This is a genomic window from Rhodococcus xishaensis, from assembly GCF_004011825.1.
GTDB lineage: Bacteria > Actinomycetota > Actinomycetes > Mycobacteriales > Mycobacteriaceae > Prescottella > Prescottella xishaensis.
On sequence record NZ_RKLO01000004.1, the window covers coordinates 415,901 to 438,487 of the forward strand.

General features: G+C 66.3%; 16 protein-coding genes. 15 read left to right on the forward strand and 1 reads right to left on the reverse strand.

Annotation, left to right across the window (positions count from 1 at the left end):
• The 6 genes from EGT50_RS12020 to EGT50_RS12045 form a co-directional block, all read left to right on the forward strand.
• On the forward strand, window positions 1–467 hold a 467-nt coding region (locus tag EGT50_RS12020; protein ID WP_164873398.1), incomplete at its 5' end, for an Ig-like domain-containing protein.
• A 246-nt stretch (window positions 468–713) separates the two neighbouring features.
• Window positions 714–3,020 carry an Ig-like domain-containing protein gene (locus tag EGT50_RS12025; RefSeq protein WP_127954811.1) on the forward strand — a complete coding sequence of 769 codons (2,307 nt, stop codon included), beginning with the start codon at window positions 714–716 and terminating at the stop codon, window positions 3,018–3,020.
• Between the two features lie 66 nt (window positions 3,021–3,086).
• Window positions 3,087–5,066, forward strand: a complete 1,980-nt coding sequence (locus tag EGT50_RS12030) for an Ig-like domain-containing protein (protein WP_235870717.1) — start codon at window positions 3,087–3,089, stop codon at window positions 5,064–5,066.
• Window positions 5,067–5,218: 152 nt separating this feature from the next.
• The gene (locus EGT50_RS12035) at window positions 5,219–5,974 is read left to right on the forward strand and encodes a lysophospholipid acyltransferase family protein (protein WP_127954815.1); all 756 of its coding nucleotides are present in this window, start codon (window positions 5,219–5,221) and stop codon (window positions 5,972–5,974) included.
• 2 nt (window positions 5,975–5,976) lie between these two features.
• Window positions 5,977–6,714, forward strand: coding sequence for a lysophospholipid acyltransferase family protein (locus tag EGT50_RS12040; protein ID WP_164873399.1), 738 nt, complete (start codon window positions 5,977–5,979; stop codon window positions 6,712–6,714).
• 61 nt (window positions 6,715–6,775) lie between these two features.
• Window positions 6,776–7,600, forward strand: coding sequence for an HAD family hydrolase (locus EGT50_RS12045; protein WP_127954817.1), 825 nt, complete (start codon window positions 6,776–6,778; stop codon window positions 7,598–7,600).
• Window positions 7,601–7,697: 97 nt separating this feature from the next.
• Here the strand turns inward: EGT50_RS12045 and EGT50_RS12050 are convergent, their stop codons facing one another.
• Complete coding sequence (locus tag EGT50_RS12050) at window positions 7,698–9,707, reverse strand: N-acetylmuramoyl-L-alanine amidase (RefSeq protein ID WP_235870718.1); 2,010 nt, start codon at window positions 9,705–9,707, stop codon at window positions 7,698–7,700.
• 388 nt (window positions 9,708–10,095) lie between these two features.
• On the opposite strand from EGT50_RS12050, the gene EGT50_RS12055 reads away from it, so the two are divergent.
• The 9 genes from EGT50_RS12055 (at window position 10,096) to EGT50_RS12095 (ending at window position 22,582) form a co-directional block, all read left to right on the forward strand.
• Window positions 10,096–11,784, forward strand: coding sequence for a SpoIID/LytB domain-containing protein (locus tag EGT50_RS12055; protein WP_127954821.1), 1,689 nt, complete (start codon window positions 10,096–10,098; stop codon window positions 11,782–11,784).
• A gap of 171 nt (window positions 11,785–11,955) precedes the next feature.
• Window positions 11,956–12,717, forward strand: coding sequence for a MerR family transcriptional regulator (locus tag EGT50_RS12060; protein WP_127954823.1), 762 nt, complete (start codon window positions 11,956–11,958; stop codon window positions 12,715–12,717).
• 103 nt (window positions 12,718–12,820) lie between these two features.
• The gene (gene glf, locus EGT50_RS12065; RefSeq protein WP_127954938.1) at window positions 12,821–14,023 is read left to right on the forward strand and encodes a UDP-galactopyranose mutase; all 1,203 of its coding nucleotides are present in this window, start codon (window positions 12,821–12,823) and stop codon (window positions 14,021–14,023) included.
• Complete coding sequence (locus EGT50_RS12070) at window positions 14,020–15,861, forward strand: glycosyltransferase (protein ID WP_127954826.1); 1,842 nt, start codon at window positions 14,020–14,022, stop codon at window positions 15,859–15,861. The genes glf and EGT50_RS12070 overlap by 4 nt, the downstream gene beginning before the upstream one ends.
• Entirely contained in the window at window positions 15,845–16,360 is a 516-nt protein-coding gene (locus EGT50_RS12075; RefSeq protein WP_127954828.1) for a phosphatase PAP2 family protein, read from the forward strand. The genes EGT50_RS12070 and EGT50_RS12075 overlap by 17 nt, the downstream gene beginning before the upstream one ends.
• Window positions 16,357–17,262 (forward strand): decaprenyl-phosphate phosphoribosyltransferase, encoded by a 906-nt coding sequence (locus EGT50_RS12080; protein ID WP_127954830.1) that lies wholly within the window; start codon window positions 16,357–16,359, stop codon window positions 17,260–17,262. Before EGT50_RS12075 ends, EGT50_RS12080 begins: the two co-directional genes overlap by 4 nt.
• On the forward strand, window positions 17,240–19,171 hold the full coding sequence (gene zomB / locus EGT50_RS12085; RefSeq protein ID WP_408014635.1) for a flagellar motor control protein ZomB: 1,932 nt from the start codon (window positions 17,240–17,242) through the stop codon (window positions 19,169–19,171). Before EGT50_RS12080 ends, zomB begins: the two co-directional genes overlap by 23 nt.
• Before the next feature lie 361 nt (window positions 19,172–19,532).
• On the forward strand, window positions 19,533–20,531 hold the full coding sequence (locus EGT50_RS12090) for an alpha/beta hydrolase (protein WP_127954832.1): 999 nt from the start codon (window positions 19,533–19,535) through the stop codon (window positions 20,529–20,531).
• Between the two features lie 161 nt (window positions 20,532–20,692).
• Window positions 20,693–22,582 carry an alpha/beta hydrolase-fold protein gene (locus tag EGT50_RS12095; RefSeq protein WP_127954834.1) on the forward strand — a complete coding sequence of 630 codons (1,890 nt, stop codon included), beginning with the start codon at window positions 20,693–20,695 and terminating at the stop codon, window positions 22,580–22,582.
• Window positions 22,583–22,587 lie beyond the last annotated feature (5 nt).

Consider the following 22,587-nt stretch of genomic DNA (forward strand, 5'->3'; position numbering starts at 1 on the left):
ATGCTTCGGTGTCGGCGGAGTTCACGGGTGCGCCCGGGTTCACGAATGCGTCCGGTGCGCCGGTGACGGTGGCGGTGTCGGATCCGGTGGATGGATCGTCGTCGGTAGTGATCACGTCGTCGTCGGCGGCGACGGCGGGCGTGCCGTTGACGTTGACCGCGCAGGTCTCGCCGGCGGATGCGGTTGGCACCGTCCAGTTCTTCGACGGTGACGCGGAGATCGGGGATCCGGTCGAGGTGGTCGACGGCATCGCGGAGTTGGTGTACACCTTCGATTCCGTTGGACAGCACGAGATCCGCGCCGAATACTCCGGTGGTCCCGGGGTGGAGGGTTCGACTTCGCAGGTGCAGGTGCTCGAGGTCACCGAGTCCGGTGGCACGGACGGCGGTTCGCTGGGCAGCCTGGATATCGAGGATATCGCAGGCATCGCGGGCATCCTGGGCATCCTGGGCAGCTTGGGCGACTAGTGATCCGGTCCTGACGGCTGACGCGTGAAACGGGCTGTGGGCCCCTGTCCAGGCAGGGGCCCACAGCCTTCATGACCACATGAGCATCCGGGCTCGTAGGCCTCCCTGATCTCGGTTGTCCACGAAAGAAAGCGACTATCCGTGTTATCCGAGGAATTGACACACGTTTCAGTTTTGACAGTTATCGTGCTCGGGCACGGGTGTTGAGCCCGCAGAGCAGTTTTCGATTGTTCATTTAGGAGTCCGGTGAATTCCTCTCTAGCGACGCGCTGCGCCGCAGCGCTCACAGGTGCCACCCTGACGATGGGCGTGATGCTGGTTGCCGCCCCAGCAGGTGCGGCAACTTCCACTCTCGAGTTCAAGAACACGTGCAGGGCTACTCCCTCCAGCGCCGTCGCCGGTCCGGTTGACCAGACGCGAGACACCGAGATCACCGTCGACGCCCCGACGACCGTGGAGCCGGGTGAGACGTTCGCCTTCCGGTTGCAGAGCGCCGGCCAGTCGTATCCCGACAAGGAATCCATCGCGACGACGAAGAGTCTGTCCCGGCTCAAGAATGACTTCGAGATCCCGGCGAACGCCACATTCGTCAGTGCGGAGATCGTGGCGAACTCGGGGATCAATCTGGATCTCGTACCGCCGAGTGTGATCCGGGTCAACGACAGCGGAACCGAGGACCCGAACGGCAACATCCTGCGGATCTCCGGCAACAACGAGGTGATCGGCAACGGTGCCTCCAACAGCACCAGCAAAGAGGGTGGCATCCGTGCTCCGAAATTGAAGCTGAACCTCGACGGCACCCCGAACTCGAAGGGTGACTCCTGGTTCCGGATGCCGGCGATCGAGGTGACGATGGTGGCCGGTCAGTCCGGTGTCATCGAGCCGAAGCTCCGTACGAGCGGCGACGCGGGCAAGTTCAACGACAACAAGAACTTCAGCACGCAGTTGGCTCTCGCGTCGGCCTTCGGTGACCAGTGGGCACCGACCCGCTGCAGCCCCCGTGATTCGAAGTCGAGCGGCCTCAACGCCGGAGCCGGGCCGCTGACGACCATCCGCATCGTCGCGCCCGACGTGATCACCTCCACTACGCTGACCGTTCCCGACACCGCCACGACCGGTACCCCAGTGGAGCTCACCGCCGCGGTGGAACCGGCCGAAGCGTCCGGCACCGTGCAGTTCAAGGACAACGGCACCGACATCGGCGCACCGGTTCCGGTGATCAGCGGGGCGGCGAGTCTGGCGTATACGTTCGGTGCGCTCGGCGACCGCAGCATCACCGCCGAGTTCTCGGGCGCAACAGGTTTCGCGTCGTCCGCGTCGGAGCCACGGACTGTGACGGTGACGCCGCCAGTCATGGGCACCACGACCTCGGTCACGGTGCCGCCGACCGCGACCACCGGTCTCGCGGTGGACCTCATCGCGGCCGTGAACCCGCCCGGTGTCGACGGCACGGTGCAGTTCAGGGACGGTGACACCGACATCGGGGATCCCGTTCCGGTCGCCGGCGGCATCGCGACGCTATCGCACTCTTTCACGACGACGGGCGACCACAGCATCACCGCGGCCTTCTTGGGCAGCGCGGCCCACGCGCCGTCGACCTCGGGTGCGCGCGTGGTGGCGGTCTCGGAGCCGCTGCCGGACGCGGTCGCAACCACCACTGAACTCACCGTCCCCGCCACCGCGGAGGTCGGGACGGTCGTGCCGTTCTCGGCGACCGTTTCCCCGACCCCGGTCGATGGCACCGTGCAGTTCCGTGACGGCGCAACGAACCTCGGATCGCCGGTCCTGGTCGTGGACGGTGTCGCGAGTCTCTCGCACACCTTCACTCGAGGCGGATCGCACTCCATCACCGCGGTCTACAGCGGGGGCGTGGGTTCGCTGGGTTCGACAGCGGCTCCGGTGACCGTGGACGTCACGGCGACCAACATCGGCACCGCCACGTTGCTCAACGCGCCCGGTGAGGCGAAGACCGACAAGCCAGTGGACCTTTGGGCGAGCACGTTCGACCTGTGGGACGGAGCCCCGGTGCCGGACGGGGGCACGGTGCAGTTCCGCGACGGCGAGGCACTCATCGGAAGTCCGGTTCCCGTGGTCGACGGTTTCGCCAAGCTGACGCACACGTTCGACTCGACTGGCGTACACGCGATTTCGGCAGAGTTCAGCGGGGTGGGTGCCTTCCAAGGCTCGACCACCGACCCTCAGGACATCAACGTGACAGTTGCGTCGGTCGCGGATCTTGCGACGGCAACCGAACTGGGGTTGCCGGCCGTCAACACTGCCGGTGATCCCGTGATCCTGGACGCGCGCGTCGTCGCCCCGCAGACTCCGAACGGCACCGTTCAGTTCTTCGCCGGTGACACACCGCTGGGCGAGGCAGTGCAACTCGTCGACGGATACGCAAGCCTCGCGCATACGTTCGCCGAGGCCGGATCCCACGCGATCACCGCAAAGTACAGTGGCGCAGCTGGATTCACAGAGTCGACGTCCATCCCCGGAACCCTCGTGATCAACCCGGTCGCGACCCCGGCCGGCAGCGTCGCATTCGGTTCGTGAGCGGAGATGGCGATGCGACAGCGAAACTCGAAGGCAGCGACAGTGCGAGAAGGACGGGCGATCGGGATGACTGGTAGGACGAGTCGGCGGCTGACCGCCGGTGCGGCCGTGGCCGCGCTGTCGGCAACCCTCCTCGGAGGATTCAGTCCGGGTCTGGCCAATGCGGCGTCGGAATCGGTGACGTGGTCGGACGGCAACAGCAAGTTCACCCGTACGGTGAGTGACACGACGGCGTCGGTGGGTCAGATCATCGAGGTGAAGACGAAGTTCGAACGCTCCGGCGTACTCGAAATCATCTACGAGGTCACGGATCATCACCCGTCGTGCTGGGAGTTCGTCAGCAGCAACAAGTCCAACCCACAGGTCGAGTCGGACTACACCCGGGTGTCGGGGTCGTGGAACGTGTGGCCGAACATCAACCCGAACTCACAGACCTTCACGTTCGAGTATCGGGTGACCGAGGATTGCGCTCGTGACACCCCGTTGTCGACGGGGATGAGTTACGACGGCAGTCTGGGCGCCGGCAGCTACACGGACAAGGGTCCGACGGTCACGGTGGCGAAGGACACCACCACGACGTCTTTGGCCGCGGTGCCCAGCCCGCTGGTGGTGGGCCAGTTGGTGACGTTGACCGCCACGGTGACCGGTGGCGCGCAGGGCGATCCGGTGGACTTCTACAACGGGGACACCAAGATCGGTTCGGGCGAACTAGATGCGTCGGGTGTCGCCACATACGACTGGGCTCCGGCGACGGGCACCTGGTCGGTGCAGGCGATGTTCCCCTCCACCGCGAAGGCGAAGTCGTCGGAGTCGGCTGCGCAGAACGTGCAGGTGAACGACCCGGTGTCGACGGATGTCGTCGTGTCGGTTCCCGGGACGGCCGTGGCCGGTGAAACGGTGGATCTGACGGCGCAGGTATCGCCGACGGACGCACAGGGCACCGTGCAGTTCGCAGACAACGGGGCCCCGATCGGGGACCAGATCGAGGTGGTCGACGGTGCGGCAACCCTGCCGTACACGTTCAGCGCCGGCCAGCACAGCATCACCGCGGAATTCTTCGGCGCGTTCGGATTCACGAACTCGACCGCGGCGCCGCAGACGGTGACGGTGACCGATGCGGCGACGACCGCGGCCGTCACCGTGCCGGAGGCCGCGCAGACCGGTGATCCGGTGACGCTCTCGGCGTCGATCAGCCCGACGCCGACGGGTGGAACGGTGCAGTTCAAGGACGGCCTCGCCGACATCGGCACGCCGGTCGAACTCACGGACGGAACAGCGATCCTCGAGCACACGTTCACGTCCGTCGGAAGCCACGCCATCTCCGCCTACTACTCGGGAACGGCCGGCTTCGCACCCGCGACTGCACCCGCCCAGTCGGTGTCCGTCACCGACCCGGTGGTGGCCCCCCGCGATACTGTGACCTTGCTCAGTGTTCCCGGAGAGGCCAAGACCGATGAGGTCGTCGACCTGTGGGTGACCGTCCGCGACGCAGCCGGGGATCCTGTCGACGGAGGAACCGTCCAGTTCCGTGCCGGAGGCCAGGACCTGGGTGACCCGGTGGCGGTGAGCGACGGTGTCGCACGGTTGCCGCACACATTCTCTGCAGTTGGCACACATGCCATCTCGGCGGTGTTCTCCGGTACGGCCGCGCTCGATGGTTCCACCACGGTTACTCGGAACGTGAACGTGACGGTGCCTACGCAGGTCGACGTCGACACCGCGACGGCGCTGACCGTGCCTGCGTCGGCGGCCCCCGGTGACACCGTGACGTTGTGGGCGTCGGTGGTGTCGTCCGTGCCGGTTGAAGGAACGATCCAGTTCTTCGACGGTGAGACCCCGATCGGAGAGACAGTCGATCTGGTCGATGGCACCGCGACGCTGGACTATGCGTTCACGATTACGGGTGCTCACTCGATCACCGCGGTCTATTCCGGCGCCGAGGGACTGAAGGGTTCGACCTCGGAGCCTCGGACGCTCGACGTCGCCTCGGTGGATCCGGCGCCCGGCGACACCAGCAGCCTGGGCGGACTTCCCTTCGGGTCCTGAGAGATCGGGGCGGCTGCACAGCAGCCTCCCCGTCCTTTCCTAGCGAAGAGTTCGAGGCCCCCGGCGCATGCCGGGGGCCTCGAGTCGTACGTTCGACCGTTCGACGGGTCGGGAAGTGTCTCGGCCACGAGCGGCCGACTAGGCTTCAATCTGTGGAACCCTTCTACCGAACGATCATCGGCCTAGCTCGCGTCGTGTTCGCAGGCCAAGGCCTGAAGTTCACTGTGACCGGCGAGGAGCACATTCCCAAAACGGGAGGTGCGGTGATCGCCATCAACCACACCGGGTACATGGACTTCACCTATGCGGGTCTGCCGGCACGCGCCGTCAAGCGCTACATCCGGTTCATGGCGAAGAACGAGGTATTCGTTCACAAGGTCTCCGGCCCGATGATGCGCGCAATGAAGCACATCCCCGTCGACCGATCGGCCGGTGGCGAGTCCTATCGGGCCGCGGTGGAGGCGCTGCGGGACGGTGAACTGGTGGGCGTGTTCCCGGAGGCGACGATCAGCCGGAGTTTCGAACTCAAGGGCTTCAAATCCGGTGCCGCCCGGATGGCGATCGAGTCGGGGACCCCGGTGCTCCCGATCGTCATCTGGGGATCGCAGCGGGTATGGACCAAGGGTTACCCGAAGCGTCTGGGCCGGACCAACACTCCGATCTCCATCGCCGTCGGGGAGCCGATCGCGCCCTTCGAGCCGGGGTCGGAGATGACGGCGCTTCTGCACACGCGGATGGAAGAACTGCTGCGCGGCGTGCAGGCGAGCTATGAGCACCCCGCGGGCGAATACTGGGTGCCGGCCCGACTCGGTGGTGGAGCACCGACCCTCGAGGAAGCCAACGCAATGGATGCGGCGGACGCCGAAGCGAAGGCTGCACGACGCAGCAAGGAGACCGAGGGGAAGTAGTCGTGGAGCCGGTCTATGCGGCAGTGGAGTGGGCCGCGCAAGGCATGAGCACCTTTCAGGGCCTTCGGTTCACGCGCGTCGGCGTCGAGAACCTGCCGCGTGACGGCGGGGCGGTGCTGGCCGTCAATCACACCGGTTACCTCGACTTCGTGCCGATCGGGCTCACCGCACGCAGTCGGGGTCGCCGAATCCGCTTCATGGCCAAGTCGGAACTCGCCGACAATCCGGTCTTGAGGTTTCTGATGCGTAATACCCGCACGATCGCGGTGGATCGCGCCGCCGGCACCGCGTCGTATCGTTCGGCGGTCGAGGCGCTGAAGGCCGGTGAACTGGTCGGTGTCTATCCGGAGGGCACGATCAGCCGGAGCTTCGAACTCAAGAAGTTCAAGTCCGGTGCAGCACGGATGGCGCTCGAGGCCGGAGTGCCGATCGTGCCATCCATCGTGTGGGGCGCACAGCGGATCGCAACCAAGGGGCAACCCCTGCACCTGGGTCGGCACCGCATCCCCGTCACGGTCGCGGTGGGGGAGCCGATCGCTCCCGAGGGCGGACCGGAGTCGCTCACGGCGACTCTGCATGAGCGTATGGCGGCCCTGCTCGCCGAAGCCCAGCGCGACTACCCTCATCCGGTCGGCGAGCCGTGGGTGCCCCGGCGTCTCGGGGGAACGGCGCCGACGCTCGCCGAGGCCACCAAGCTCGACGAGGACGAAGCCCGCAAGCGTCGCCCCCGTGCGTCGTGAGTTGCCTCGCATCCAGCCGTTCTCGCTCCTCGAATGTCATCGGACAGGGCAGAATGACCCGGTGGACCACGAATTCCCCAGCCTTGTCGCCAGCGATGTCGACGGCACCCTGATCGACAACGACGAACGTATAACCGCTCGGACCCGCAAGGCGGCAAGCGCCGTCGTCGAGTCCGGCACGCCGTTCGTCCTTGCTACCGGGCGCCCTCCGCGTTGGCTCGACCCGGTGGTCGACGGACTCGGATTCGCACCGCTCGCGGTGTGTGCAAACGGCGCGGTCCTCTACGACGCGGAAGCCGACCGGGTCCTCGAGGCCGCGATGCTGTCGGTGGAGACCCTCGCCTGGATCGCCGACTTGATCGAGTACGAGCTGCCCGGGGCGGGGCTGGCGGCCGAGCGCGTCGGCTCGACCGCGCACGACACCGCGACCCCGCAGTTCGTGAGCGCGCCGGGATACGAGCATGCCTGGCTCAACCCCGACCACGTCGAAATGGCGCCGGAGGACATCCTGTCCGCCCCGGCGATCAAGATGCTCATCCGCATCCCCGGCGCGAGCAGTGCCGCCATGGTCGCGACGCTGCGGCCGCTGGTGGGGGAACGGGCGGACCTGACCTACTCGACGAACAACGGCCTGATCGAGGTGTCCGCGCCCGGCGTGACCAAGGCGTCGGGGCTGAGGCTGATCGCCCGGCGGCTCGGCGTGAGCGAGTCGGGAGTTCTCGCCTTCGGGGACATGCCCAATGACATCGCCATGCTTGCGATGGCCGGGCACGGCGTTGCGATGGAGAACGCGCATCCGGACACGAAGGCCGCGGCCGACGAGGTCACGGCTACCAACAGCGACGACGGAGTCGCCCGCGTCCTCGAACGGTTCTGGGTGAACTGACCGACCGAGAACGCCTCTGGTTCTCCGCAATTCGTGGGACGGGAATCCTGGCCGGCGTGATTCCCGGGAGAGACGGAGGCGTTCGGTCGTATGCGGATCAGTTGGTTTGCACCGGGGTCTCCTCGGGAGGAGCCGTCGGTGCCGGAGTTGTCGGTGTTGAAGCGGCGGCAGCGCCCGGGGCCGGTTTGGTCACGATCGTCGTGATCTCCCGGTTCGCTTCGTCGTAGATCATCGAGCCGTTCTCGAAGTCGCTGCGGAAGCCCCCGTTCACCCTGTACTCGTCACTGATCGGCAGGCCGATGTCGCCCAGGATCCCGCCGGCGGCCTGCCAGGCATTGAAGATCTCGCCGAGCATCGTCACCACGTCGCCGTACGGCGACGTGACGAGCGCGCCGTTCTCGAAGAATGCGTACAGCTGTCCCGCCGCGGTGGTCAGCAAGCCGGAGAGGGCGTCGCCGAGCATGCCGCGATTCCCGCCGAGGGCGAGCCACTGGCGAGCGATCGGGTTGGAATCGGCGATCGACAGAATGTTGTTCACAGCCGCCGGGATCTGCGCCTCGAGGTCGAGGGAACCGACGTTCACCCCGATATCGGGATTGGTCCCTCCGCCCGGACTGGGGGTGGGCAGAGGCACGCTGCTACCACTGCTTCCGTTCCAGTTCGCCGCGGCGATGTCACGGACCTGGTCCATCTGGGTGTAGGCGGAGTCACCCGGGCACACGGTGTAGCCGACGTCACGGTGCGCGAAGATGATCGGCAGGTTCACCGCTTGTCCCTTCGCGAACTTCGTGTACGAGGTGCCCTCGGAGTACATCGTCGTCCAGCCCTTGGGATTCAGGTTCGCGAGCTTCAGTCGCCACCCGAGGAACTTCCCGAGGGACTCGATCGTCGCGGCCGGTGCCGGCACGTTCGAGAAGTTGCCCATCATCGCGATACCGACGGTGTTTTCGTTGAAGCCACCGGCGTGTGCGCCCCGAACCGGACGGTCGAGACCGCCGTAGCGACCCTCGAAGATCTGGCCGAACCGATCGACGAGCACGTTGTAGCCGATGTCGCACCAGCCGAGGGTCTGCGCGTGATACGCATAGATGCCGCGCACGATGCCGGCAGACTCCCGCCTGGTGTAGTTGTTGCTCTCGGCGGTGTGGTGCACGGTCGCGCCACCGAGGGAATCGTCATAGATCGGGTTCGAGCAGCGGATGCGCTCGTCGGCTCCCCATCCGCTGCGCGAGATGATGTTGATGCCGTTCACGGACGCCGGGGTGGCGATGTCGGCGAGGTTCGAATCCTGCGGGCCGGTGCCTGGGTTGATGAGCACTGCAGAGATGTCGTCGGCGGTGATGGTCGCTGCGTGCAGCGGGTTGGACGTCGCTGCGGGCAGGGGGTTGGACACGGCGGCCGGCGCGTAGCCCAACGGCTGTGCCTCCGGTGCTGGTGTGTCGGCAGGTGCGGGGGTCTGCGCCGCTGGGGTTCCTTGCTCGCCCGCCGCAGTCTGGCCGGTGGCACCGGAATCCTTGGGTGCCACGAGTATCTGCATGGCGTTGGTCTCGCCGACGTAGACAGGATCGCTGCCCTGCTTGCCGGACACCGTCGCCATGTCGGCGGTTTGGCTATCGATTCCCTCGGGAGCGAACCACTCGCCCCACGACCCGTCTGCCAGCTTCACGCGTAGCTTCGTGACCACCGACTCGAGGTCCGTGGCGGTCAGCGCAACCATGGAGAACGGCTTGTCACGCGTGATCTCCTTGACCGTGGCGCCGAATTGATCGGCCAGGTATGGGACCGCGGTTTCGGGCGTAGGCACGGTTTCGGGCGGCGGCGCCGGGGCCGCGATGTCTCCGGGGACGGCCGGCGGGGTCAGCGGCGACAGCGGGATCGAACCGCCTCCGGGCAGCGGGATCTCGGTCGGCAGCTGCAGATCGCGCAGGTCGATGTCCGGAATGTCGAGCCCGGTGATTTCCTCGAGCGGGACGACGACGTCGGGCACGGACGTGAGCACGATCTCGGCAATGTCTGTCGGGATCGAGGGCGAGGTCCCACCGATGAAGCGGACTGTCAAAGAGTCATTTCCGATGGCCTGGATGGCGAACGGCGCTGCAGCAGCCACCGCGGCGACTGTGGCCAAAACGATCGAGTTCTTGGGTCGACGGTGCGGCAAGGCGGGTTCTCCTCGAGTTCATGCACGGGCTGTGTTCGTGCGCTGCGAGCGACCTTCCGGCTGAACCGATCCCGGTTGGGTCGGGGTTCGGACTAAATCCTCGGTGCCGCCCCGGGAGGGAGTCCATAGATCATCCGAGGATGTCTGCAACTTGTGATGCCTATGTTACCAACGTGACTACAGGTGTTTGTGGTTTACATGTTGCTAACATCAGTCACAGTTGTCACACTAGTCTCACCAACAATAACTCTCAACCTGAGATTGAGGCTCGCGAAGCGTTCAGGCCTCGACCTGAAGCTCGAACGATGTCCGGCCTTCAGTGATGAGGAGTGCCGTAATGACGAAACTGCGCCTCCGCACGACCGTGAATCGTGGTGTCCGGACCTACCGGAAACGATTCAGCGCCGGCACGTCGAAGTCCTTCACCAAGGCCGTCGCGCTGGGTCTTACCCCGGCCCTCGCAGTGGGTGTGGCCATCGGTCTGCGTGCCGCGGACAGCGGCGCGGACCCGGGCATCGTGCCCGCGGTAGCCGCCGGCACCCCGATCACGATCAACGGCCACGGCTACGGGCACGGCCGCGGCATGGGACAGTACGGCGCCTACGGCTACGCGAAGAACTACGGCTGGTCTGCGGAAAAGATCGTCGGGCACTACTACGGCAACACCACTCTCGGGCCTATAGACGACCCCTGGGTCGAGGTGCGACTCGTAGGCCGCGACGACAGGCGACTCGACGTCTACTCGCAGGCCGGCTTGAATGTCGCCGGTCAGTTCTTCGGGCCGAACTCGGCCGCGCACCTGACTCCCACACCCGGTGGGGCCGAAGTGGTAGTCACCGATGGGTGCAACGGGCGCGAGCTCTTGCGAACCTGGACCAATGTCCCGTGGGTCGATCCGGTGAACCTCGACGGGAACCGTCCGGCGGGCGAGCACCTGCGACTGTGCGACGGCGGCGCCCCGTATCGCGGCGCGATGGGGGCTCTGCTGGACGGCAACGGAGCCTGGCGGACAGTCAACAGGGTGCTGATGGAGGACTACCTTTACGGTGTCGTACCGACCGAATCGATCCCGTCGTGGGCCGACACCGGCGGGCGGGAAGCACTGCGCGCCCAGGCGATAGCCGCACGTTCCTACGCCGCGGCCGAGCACCGATACTCCTACGCGCAGACCTGCGATACCCAGTCCTGTCAGGTCTACGGTGGCTCGTCCCGCGAGGATCACCGGACCACCGACGCGGTCAACCGGACCGCCGGCACGGTGATCAAGCGGGGCAACCAGATCATGGCCGCCGAGTTCTCGTCCTCGACCGGGGGCTACACCGCCGGCGGGACATTCCCGGCGGTCATCGACCTCGGTGACTCCGTTTCCCCGAACCAGAACTGGACCAAAACCGTCACGGCCGGCGCCATCGCGAACGCGTTCGGCGTCGGCGAGTTGATTTCCTTCGACGTGATCGGGCGCAACGGTCTGGGCGCCGACGGTGGCCGCGTGACCAAGGTCAGGGTCGTGGGATCGGAGCGCACCGTGGAGGCGTCCGGTCAGGACGCACGGTGGAAGCTCGGCCTCAAGTCGGACTGGTTCACCGTCGGTGGTGAGGGAGCGCCGGGATCGATCCCCGGCCTGCCGCTGCCTCAGGACTGGCTCGACTTGATCCCGCTGCCCCCACTGCCGGAAATCCCGCCGGGCTCGATCGAGTCGATCTTGCCGCCGCTACCGCCGCTGCCGTCGTTGGCCGACCTGCAGCCCCTGCTGGCGTCGAGCGGGCCGCTACCCGTCGCAGAGCCCACTGCCGATGCGAGTGCCGTCCCATCTTCCGCCGATCAGGAGTCGCTGATCGAAGCGAAGTACCGTGAGCTCGGCGGACCGGCCGGAAGCCTCGGTGAGCCGATCGGCCCGGAGTTGTTGTTGGCCGACGACTCGGGCACGTTCCGGACCTACCAGGGCGGCACGATCGTGTGGACACCGACATTGGGCGTCCAAGTCGTCGACTCGAGCGTGGTGCTCCAGCAGATGTCGCAGGAGTGAGGTCGGCCCCGCCACGTTGACCGGCCGAGATTCGAATCGGGCGGGCCCTGCTCGGGGTCCGCCCGATTCTGCTCCTCCGGGCATCGCCGCCACCCAGTTTTCGGCTTGACCTTGACGTTGCGTCAACCTGCAGGCTGGGGGTACCGACGAAGGATCGAGGAGGCGTGAACCGTGACCCGAACCGGGGAATGGTCGATTCAGCAGCTGGCGCGAATCGCCGGGACGACGAGCCGGACGTTGCGGCACTACGACAGCATCGGCCTGCTCGAGCCCAGCAGGATCGGGGCCAACGGCTACCGGTACTACGACCAGGAGGCGCTGGTGCGTCTCCAGCGGATCCTGTTGCTGCGCGAACTCGGGCTGGGACTGACCGCGATCGCGGCCGTCCTCGACGACGAGACCGACGCTGCGGTCGCGTTGGGGGCCCATCTGGAGTTGCTCGAGCAGGAACAGGCCCGCCTACTCCGAATGATCGCGTCGGTGCGCACAACCCTGGAGAAGACGAGGAAAGGTGAGCCACTGATGGCCGAGGAGATGTTCGACGGATTCGACCACACCCGCTACAAGGACGAAGTGATCGAGCGCTGGGGAGAAGCGGCCTACCGGGACAGCGACACCTGGTGGCGATCGCTCTCCGACCACGACAAGTCCGGCTACGGGCAACGGCAACTCGACATCGCGGCCGACTACGGGCGTGCGCACGCCGCGGGACTGGCGCCGGACAGCGCCGAGGTGCGCAAGATCACTGGTCGGCACTACGAATGGGTCACCGAGGGCTGGCAGGGCCGCAGGCCTACCGCCGACGCGTTCGCCGGGCTGGGCGAGATGTATGTGGCAGATCCCAGGTTTGCGGAGAAGTACGACCGCCACGGCTCTGGAACTGCCGCATTCGTTCGAGATGCCATGCTGGCCTTCGCGGCGGAACTGCAGTAGGGGCGGGGCGCGGGTGTCCGGTGGTTCGCGCCACCGGGCACGCGCCCAGCCGTCTCCTTCGCCTACCCTGTCTTCCGTGACCTCCCCGAGCCCTTCCTCTGCTATGCCCGAGCCGTCCCCAGATCGATTCGATCTCATCGTCGTCGGATCGGGATTCTTCGGTCTGACGATCGCCGAGAGGGCGGCGACACAGCTCGGCAAGCGGGTGCTCGTGGTCGAACGTCGTCACCACCTCGGCGGCAACGCGTACTCCGAGGCCGAGGCCGAGACCGGCATCGAGATCCACAAGTACGGTGCGCACCTCTTCCACACCTCGAACAAGCGGGTGTGGGAGTACGTCAACCAGTTCACCGACTTCACCGGCTACCAGCACCGCGTGTTCGCGATGCACAAGGGGCAGGCTTACCAGTTCCCGATGGGCCTCGGCCTGGTCTCGCAGTTCTTCGGCCGCTATTTCACGCCCGACGAGGCGCGTGCCCTGATCGCGGAGCAGGCCACCGAGATCGACACCAAGGACGCGAGCAATCTCGAGGAGAAGGCGATCTCCCTGATCGGTCGCCCCCTGTACGAGGCGTTCGTCCGCGACTACACCGCCAAGCAGTGGCAGACGGATCCCAAGGAACTGCCCGCCGGAAACATCACCCGCCTGCCGGTGCGGTACACGTTCGACAACCGCTACTTCAACGACACCTACGAGGGCCTGCCCGTCGACGGCTACACCGCGTGGCTCGAGAACATGGCGAAGGATTCGAACATAGAGGTCCGCCTGGACACGGACTGGTTCGACGTGCGTGAGGACCTGCGCCGGCAGTCCCCGTCGGCTCCGGTTGTCTACACCGGGCCGCTCGACCGCTACTTCGGCTACGCGGAGGGTGAACTCGGCTGGCGCACCCTCGACTTCGAGACCGAGGTGCTCGCGACAGGTGACTTCCAGGGCACGCCTGTCATGAACTACAACGACGCCGATGTCCCCTACACCCGCATCCACGAGTTCCGCCACTTCCACCCGGAGCGGGACTACCCCAAGGACAAGACCGTCATCATGCGCGAGTACTCACGCTTCGCCCAGAGTGGTGACGAGCCGTACTACCCGATCAACACCCCCGAGGACCGCGCCAAGCTCGAGGCGTACCGCGCCCTCGCCAAGCGTGAAACGGAGTGCTCAGCAGTGCTCTTCGGTGGCCGCCTGGGCACCTACCAGTACCTCGACATGCACATGGCGATCGCGAGTGCGTTGTCGATGTTCGACAACACGCTCCGGCCCCACCTCGAATCGGGTGAGCCCTTGGCTGGAGACCTCGCGTGAGCGCGCTGCTGCAGCGGGTCCTGCTGCCCCGCGCCGGTGAGCCCCTCGACGTGCGGAGCCTCTACACGGACGAGTCCGAGACCAACGCGCGTCGCGCGCACGCCACCTCGCGCACGTCGGTGTCGATCGGCGCCGAGTCCGAGGTGTCGTTCTGCAGCTACTTCAACGCGTTTCCGGCGAGCTACTGGCGTCGGTGGAGCATCCTCGAGTCCGTCCTGCTGCGACTCGATCTGACCGGACACGGCCGCGTCGACGTCTACCGTTCCAAGGCTGATGGCTCGCGAATTCACGTCGAGGGCAAGGAATTCCGCGAGGGCGCTCTCGAGTTCGAGGTCGATCTCGGCCCGTTCGAGGACGGCGGCTGGATCTGGTTCGACATCACCACCGACACCGACGTCGAGCTGCTGAGTGCCGGATGGTACGCGCCGATCGACGCCCCCGGTGAAGCGAACGTCGCGGTCGGCATCCCGACGTTCAACCGTCCCACCGACTGCGTCAAAGCGCTGAAGGCGCTTGCGTCGGATCCGCTGGTGATGGACGTCGTCAAACACGTCATCATCCCCGACCAGGGCACCCGCAAGGTACGTGACGAGCCCGGTTTCGACGAGGCTGCGGCCGCGCTCGGCGGCAAGCTCACGATGCACGACCAGGGCAACCTCGGTGGCTCGGGCGGCTACAGCCGGATCATGTACGAGGCGCTGAAGAACACCGACTGTGAGCAGATCCTGTTCATGGACGACGACATCGAGATCGAGCCCGACTCGATTCTCCGCGCGCTCGCGATGTCACGGTTCGCCAAGAGCCCCATGCTCGTCGGTGGGCAAATGCTCAATCTGCAGGACCGCAGCCACCTCCACGTGATGGGTGAAGTGATCAAGCGTGAGAACTTCATGTGGACCGCGGCACCCAACGTCGAGTACGACCACGACTTCTCCAAGAAGCCGCTGCGCAAGTCCAAGCTGCTGCACCGACGCATCGACGTCGACTACAACGGCTGGTGGATGTGCATGATCCCGCGACAGGTCGCCGAGGAGATCGGTCAGCCGCTGCCGCTGTTCATCAAATGGGACGATGCCGAATACGGACTGCGGGCAAAGGAAGCCGGCTATCCGACGGTGACCATGCCAGGCGCCGCGATCTGGCACATGGCGTGGAGCGACAAGGACGACGCCATCGACTGGCAGGCGTACTTCCACCTACGCAACCGGCTGGTCGTGGCCGCACTGCACATGCCCGGAAGCGCAACCGGTCTGATCGCGAACACCGTGAAGGCCACCGCCAAGCACCTGCTGTGCCTCGAGTACTCGACCGTCGCGATCCAGAACCTGGCGATCCAGGACTTCCTGGCCGGACCCGAGCACGTCGCCGACCTGCTGCCGACTGCCCTCGGCACCGTCCACGCGTTGCGCAAGGAGTACCCCGACGCCATCGTGCTGCCGTCGTCGACGAGCCTGCCGCTGCCGTCTCGCGAGGATGTCGGCAACGTGGGCCTGCCGACCAACAAGGTGGCCATCGCCACCCGCCTGGTCAAGGGTTTGGTCCACAGCGTCAAGAAGGCCAAGCCCCAGCACCTCGAGACGCCGCAGCTGAACGTGCCGACGCTCGACGCGCGCTGGTTCCTGCTGTCGCAAGTCGACGGGGTGACCGTGACCACCGCGGACGGGCGCGGCGTCGTCTACCGTAAGCGGGACCCGAGGATCGCCGCCCGGCTGTTGAGCGAATCGCTGCGCCTGCGCCGCGAACTCGCGGAGCGCTTCCCGGAACTCAAACACGCGTACCGTGCCGCCGCACCGGAGCTGACCAGCAAGGAGAGGTGGGAACGTGTCTTCGGCATCTGAGGTCCGGATCCTGCAGACCGTCCAGGGAACCGTCGGATCCAGGCCGGCCGTCGTTCGCGCGGCCCGCGGCTTGTCGCACTTCGGTGAGCACGCGCTCGGCTGGGTCGCGGTCGCCGGAGTCGGCGCGGTACTCGACAAGCCTCGCCGCCGTCGCTGGGCCAGTGTCGCCGGCGGTGCCGTCGGCGCCCACGCTGCGTCGATCATCATCAAGCGTGTCGTGAGACGACCCCGACCCAACGACCCGTCGGTACAGGTGAACGTGTCGACGCCGAGCCGCCTGAGCTTCCCCTCGTCGCATGCCACCTCCACGACGGCGGCGGCTGTGCTCCTCGGTCGGCTCACCGGACTACCCTTGCCTGCGGTACTGGTCCCGCCGATGCTGCTCTCGCGGCTCGTTCTCGGAGTGCACTACCCCTCCGACGTGCTCGCGGGGTCGGCGCTCGGCGCCGTGTCCGCGGCTGCCGTGCTGCGGGCCGAGCAGAAGTTTGGAGTGAAATGAGCGAGGAGCCGGCGGTCGTCACCGGACCCCCGAAAACCCTGGCCGGCGGCATCGTCAAGGCCGTCCGCCCACGGCAGTGGGTCAAGAACGTGCTCGTGCTGGCGGCACCGCTCGCGGCCGGGTCCGTCACCGAAGGCGATGTGCTGCTGCCGGTCGCGCTCGCGTTCGTAGTGTTCTGCATGGCGGCGTCGGGCATCTACCTCGTCAACGACGCGATGGATGTCGAGGCCGACCGGGCACACCCGACCAAGCGGTTCCGGCCGATCGCGGCCGGGGTGCTGCCGGTCAACATCGCTTACGGCTTGGCGACCGTCTTGCTGGTTGCTTCGATCCTGCTGTCGTTCGTTGCGAACTGGCAGCTCGCCGTCGTCATGGCGGTGTACGTCGCGATCCAGCTGGCCTACTGCTTCGGTCTCAAGCACCAGGCCGTTCTCGACATTTGCATCGTCTCTTCGGGTTTCCTGATCCGGGCGATCGCCGGTGGCGTCGCCGCCGAGATCCCCCTGTCGCAGTGGTTCCTGCTGATCATGGCGTTCGGGTCGCTGTTCATGGCGGCCGGGAAGCGGTACGCCGAGCTGCAGCTGGCCGAGCGCACCGGGGCGAAGATCCGCAAGTCACTGCAGTACTACACAGGTACGTACCTGCGGTTCGTGTGGACACTGTCGGCTACGGCCGTCGTCATCTGCTACGGACTGTGGGCGTTCGAGCAGGATCGCGCCAATGACACCACCATGTTCGCGATCTCAATGGTGCCCTTCACGATCGCGATCCTGCGCTACGCGGTCGACGTCGACGGGGGCGAGGCGGGGGAGCCGGAAGAGATTGCCCTGGGCGACCGGGTGCTCCAGTTCCTCGCTATTGCCTGGATCGGAGTAGTAGGTGTCGCTGTCTACCTGGTCTGAGCCGACACGCACAATCGACGAACGCATCGTGGAGCCGCGCCCGCGCGGCGCCCGGATCTCCGGTGCGGTGTTCGTCGGCGGCGTCGTGCTCACGGCCCTGCTGTTCGCGTGGGGTGCGTGGCAGCGACGGTGGATCGCCGACGACGGACTCATCGTGCTCCGCACGGTACGGAACCTGCTTGCCGGCAACGGTCCGGTGTTCAACGCGGGCGAACGGGTGGAGACGAACACCAGCACGCTGTGGACGTACCTCGTCTACGTGTTCAGTTGGCTCACGCAGGCCCGGCTCGAGTACGTCGTGCTGGGGCTGGCGCTCGTGCTGTCCGTTTCCGCCGTCGTCCTGGCCATGATCGGTACCGCCCGTCTCTATCGGGCCCGGTTCGGAAGCGGTGCCGTACTGCTGCTTCCGGCCGGTGCGATCGTCTACATCGCGGTACCGCCCGCCCGGGACTTCGCGACCTCTGGACTGGAGACGTGCCTGGTCATCTTCTGGATCGCGCTGTTGTGGCTGCTGCTGGTCCGGTGGGCGCAGAACCCTGCGCCGTCGTGGCGCTCTGTCCTGCTGCTCGCGTTCGTGGCCGGTCTCGGGCCGCTCGTCCGGCCCGAGTTGGCGATCGTCGGTGGGCTCGCACTACTGCTGATCTTCTTCGCTCCCATCGGATGGAAGTTGCGGGTGGGGATCGTCGCGGCGGCGGGTGTCGTTCCGGTCGCCTACCAGATCTGGCGCATGGGCTACTACGGTCTGCCCTACCCGAACACCGCGGTCTCGAAGGACGCCGGCGGCGCCAAGTGGTCTCAGGGGCTGGCCTACCTCTGGAACCTGGTGGGCCCCTACCTGCTGTGGCTGCCGCTGCTCACGGTGGCTGTCGTCGTCGCGATGGCATGGTGGCGCCGGCCCGCACGACCCACCCCCACCTCGACAAGTGATGTGGATCACAGTCGCGTAGGTGCTTGGGGGCGCTTCTCCCGTCGATTGCATACCCCGGCGGGGATCGTCGTCTTCATCCTCGTGTGCGGGTTGATTCTCGCAATCTATTCGATACGTGTCGGCGGCGACTTCATGCACGGCCGCGTTCTCCTCCCGTCCCTCTTCTGCCTCCTTGTGCCGATTTCGGTCGTGCCGGTGCGTATTCTCCGGCGCTCGGAATGGGGGCGGAACAATGCAACGCTCGTATTCGGAGTCTCCACGGTGGCGTGGACGGCGACGATGGGGTGGGCGGTCATCGCGGCGAATACCGTCGGGATGCCCGACGGGGCGGCCGTCGGAAAGTCCGGGATCGTGGACGAGCGCGCTTTCTACTCGCTCAACACCGGGCATCAGCACCCGATTCGCGCCGAGGACTACCTCGACTACCCGCGGATGCGCGCGATGGTCGAGACCATCGCGGACACCCCGGACGGTGGTTTGCTGCTCCCGACGCCGGCATTCACCAACTGGGACATCGTGCCCCCGCCGTTGCCGATCCCCGAGGGAGGCGTCGGGCACACCGTCTACTTCCTGAATCTCGGCATGACGAGCATGAACGTAGGCCTCGACGTGAAGGTCCTGGACCAGATGGGGCTCGCCTACCCGATCGCGGCCCACACCGAGCGGCTGGACGGCGGCCGTATCGGCCACGACAAGGTGCTCTACCCGGACTGGGTGGTTGCGGACACCGGAATGGTGCCGGTCCATCCTTGGCTGCCGTGGTACCTCGACGAGAAATGGGTGAGGCAGGCCCAGGTGGCGCTCACGTGCCCCGAGACCGTCGAACTGAAGGAGTCGTACAGCGCTCCCCTGACGTGGCCGCTGTTCGAGCGGAATCTGCTGAACGCATTCGAATACGCCGGTTACCGATTCGACCGCGTGCCCAAGTACGAGATCCAGCGCTGCGATCTCGAGATGCCCGAGCCACGGGCCGGCCGGTAGGGCTCGTCCCTGCATCGCGAACGAATGCGAGCAACCATCCGTGAAACCCGTCCCGGGAAGGCTGAGCCTTCCGCCTATCTCCAGCGCGTCGCATGCCCATTACCGTTCATGGATCGTTCATCTCGGATCTGTAACGACGACGAGGTGTGTATCGATGTTGGGGTAGGCGGAAGGGCACCCGGAAGCGGAATCGGACTGTTTGTCACAGTCCGGTCCGTCGCATACAGTCCACGACGCGCAGTGTGACTGGAGCAGTCTGTTCGCCGCCCTGGACGGGGCGGTGAACAGGGTGATCTGCCCGCCGACGGAGTCCACCGGGCCGCACGACGGACGCCGGAGATGAAGAAAGAGAGCAGTGTTCATGCGTTTAGCTCGATCAAGGCTGCCGCAGCGCCTCAAGCAACGCTTACTCGGCATTTCCGCCGCTGCGCTGGCCGTTCCGCTGGCTGCCGGGGTCGCCGGCGTGACCACCGCGTCGGCCGCGCCCCTCGCAACGCAGGCGCCGACAGGCGGCTACGAGGAGGTCTCTGTCGACTCGAGCATGGGTCCGATCAAGGTCCAGATCCAGTGGGCCGCCCAGGGCGGCAACGCTGCTCTCTACCTGCTCGACGGACTGCGCGCCCGTGACGACCGCAACGCCTGGAGCTTCGAGACCAACGCTCTCGAGCAGTTCCGCGACGACAACGTCACCCTCGTGATGCCGGTGGGCGGTGAGTCGAGCTTCTACAGCGACTGGTACAGGCCCAGCAACACGAACGGCCAGCGGATCACCTACAAGTGGGAGACGTTCCTCACTCGGGACCTCCCCGCCTACCTGGAGACCCGTGGCGTCTCGCGGACAAACAATGCTGTGCTCGGCCCGTCGATGGGTGGCTCGGCGGCTCTCACTCTCGCCGCCTACCACCGCGACCAGTTCAAGTTCGCCGGTTCACTGTCCGGGTACCTGGACATCAATTCGCCCGGCATGCGTCAGGCGATCCGCGTCGCGATGCTCGATGCCGGTGGCTACAACGTCGACGCGATGTGGGGTCCGGCGGGGAGCGCGGCGTGGCAGCGCAACGACCCGATGGCCTTCGCTCCCAGGCTCGCGGGCTTGTCGATGTACATCTCGGCGGGTAGCGGCCAGCCGGGCGACTACGACAACCCCGAGCGGGCGATCGAGTACTTCAACACCCAGAATGCGTCGGGCCTCGAGACGATCGCGTACTCCAACACCCGCGCATTCCAGGAGCGTTTGCAGGGACTCGGCATTCCGGCGACTTACAGCTTCCCCACCACCGGGACCCACTCGTGGCCCTACTGGTCGGTAGAGCTGGGGAAGGCCCGAGGGCAGATTCTGGATGTCCTCGATGCGTGGTGACCTGACCACGCCCGGGACGGATCCCTCCGTCCCGAACTGATTTCACGAATTCACCATCCAACCAGCGTGGCAACCCCACCTGGGCGCCCGTTCCGTGTAACAAGGAACGGATGCCCTGGTGCAGCAGGGTATGTACGCCATCACGAAGGAGAGTTGTCCGGATGCGATTAGGTCTCGAGCGGCCCGGGCGCCGCGGCGGCGCCAGCGGTGGGCGGCGCAAACGTGCGCTGAGTGTCGCCGCGGCCGCACTCGTGCTCCCGATAGCTGCAGGTCTCACATCGGCCGGCGCCGCCGGGGCGCAGTCGCTCGGTACGCCAGGGTCGACAGACACGGTTGAGTCGCAGTCGGGGCCCGGCATGATCGAGCGGGTTGACTGGCTCACCGATCGCCGAGTGGCGCTCTGGATCAACTCTCCGTCCATGGGCGTCCCGATCCAGGTCCAGATGCTGTTGGCCCGTGACTGGAATGCCCAGCCAGACGCCACGTTCCCGGTCGTCTACATGCTCGACGGCATGCGTGCACGAGACGACGAGAACGGTTGGACCCTCGAGACCGACGCCGAGTCTTTCTTTGCCGACAAGAACGTCAATGTCGTACTGCCGATCGGTGGTCAGTCCAGCTTCTACTCGGACTGGATCGACCAGAACAACGGCCAGAACTACATGTGGGAGACCTTCCTCACCAAGGAACTCCCGCCGATTCTCGAGAACGACTTCCGCAGCACGCAGACCCGCGGCGTCGTGGGCCTGTCGATGGGTGGCACCTCGGCGATGATGCTCGCCGCGCGCAACCCGGGCTTCTTCCAGTTCGCCGGCTCGCTGTCGGGCATCCTCACGACCACGACGCTCGGCATGCCGCAGGCCATCGCGCTCGCTATGGCAGATGCGGGTGGATTCGACGCCGACGCGATGTGGGGTAGCCCCCGCAACGACGCGTGGGAGGCACACGATCCCTACTTGCTCGCCGACGAACTCGAGGGTGTCAGCCTCTACATCTCCAGTGGTAGTGGCACGACCGGTCAGTACGATCAGCCGTCCGGTATCCCCGGCATCAGCACCAACTACGCCGGGATGGGCCTCGAGATCCTGTCGCGCCTGACGTCGCAGACGTTCATCACCAAGTTGCGCAAGCTGGACATCCCGGCAACGGTGAACTTCCGCCCGTCGGGCACGCACTCGTGGCCGTACTGGGAGTTCGAGCTGCACCAGCTGTGGCCGCAGCTCGCGGGCGCGATCGGCGTCGAGGCCGACAAGCCGGGCTGCGGCCCGGGCGGCGCCATCGCACCGGTCGCAGACGGCAACAGCTGGATCGGCGACTGTGTCACCGGCGAGTACCAGGTGGCCGGCGGTGTCGCGCAGGACTACCGCTTCGGTCGCATCTTCTACGGGGGCGACTCCGGTGCGCACGCGGTGGCTGGTGGCATCGGCGGCGAGTACCAGAACGCGGGCGGCCCGAGTGTTCTCGGCCTCCCCACCACGGGCGAGATCGCACTCGCCGACGGCCGCGGTCGCTTGAACCACTTCCAGAAGGGTTCGATCTACTGGACCCCGCAGACCGGCGCCAACGCGGTCAGCGGCCCGATCCGCGACGAGTGGGCCGCGCAGGGCTGGGAGAACGGCCCGCTGGGCTACCCGGCAGCCGAGCAGGTCAAGACTGCGAAGATGGACGGGCTGGTCCAGGGCTTCGACATCGGTGCTATGTACTGGACCCGGGACACGGGGGCCAACGCGGTACTGGGTCTGATCATGGGGAAGTACGCCGAGATGGGCTTCGAGAACGGCTGGCTCGGCTTCCCGCAGACCAGTGAGGTCCCGATCAAGGACAACGGCCGCTTCAACCGGTTCCAGAACGGCAACATCTACTGGAGTCCCGCGTCCGGCGCCTGGGCCGTCCAGAACGGGCCCATCTTCGACGCCTGGGCGTCGGAGGGCTACGAGAACGGTCGCCTCGGCTACCCGATCTCCGACCAGTTCGACATCCCGGGTGGGGTTCAGCAGAACTTCCAGTTCGGTGTGATCACTATCAGGGACGGCGTGCCGTCGATCGATTGACGGTG

Excerpts from the sequence above, each read along its gene's own strand:
- EGT50_RS12030 (WP_235870717.1), top strand. The coding sequence starts at position 3,087 with ATGACTGGTAGGACGAGTCGGCGGCTGACCGCCGGTGCGGCCGTGGCC.
- EGT50_RS12055 (WP_127954821.1), top strand. The coding sequence starts at position 10,096 with ATGACGAAACTGCGCCTCCGCACGACCGTGAATCGTGGTGTCCGGACC.
- glf (WP_127954938.1), top strand. The coding sequence starts at position 12,821 with ATGCCCGAGCCGTCCCCAGATCGATTCGATCTCATCGTCGTCGGATCG.
- EGT50_RS12080 (WP_127954830.1), top strand. The coding sequence starts at position 16,357 with ATGAGCGAGGAGCCGGCGGTCGTCACCGGACCCCCGAAAACCCTGGCC.
- EGT50_RS12090 (WP_127954832.1), top strand. The coding sequence starts at position 19,533 with ATGCGTTTAGCTCGATCAAGGCTGCCGCAGCGCCTCAAGCAACGCTTA.
- EGT50_RS12095 (WP_127954834.1), top strand. The coding sequence starts at position 20,693 with ATGCGATTAGGTCTCGAGCGGCCCGGGCGCCGCGGCGGCGCCAGCGGT.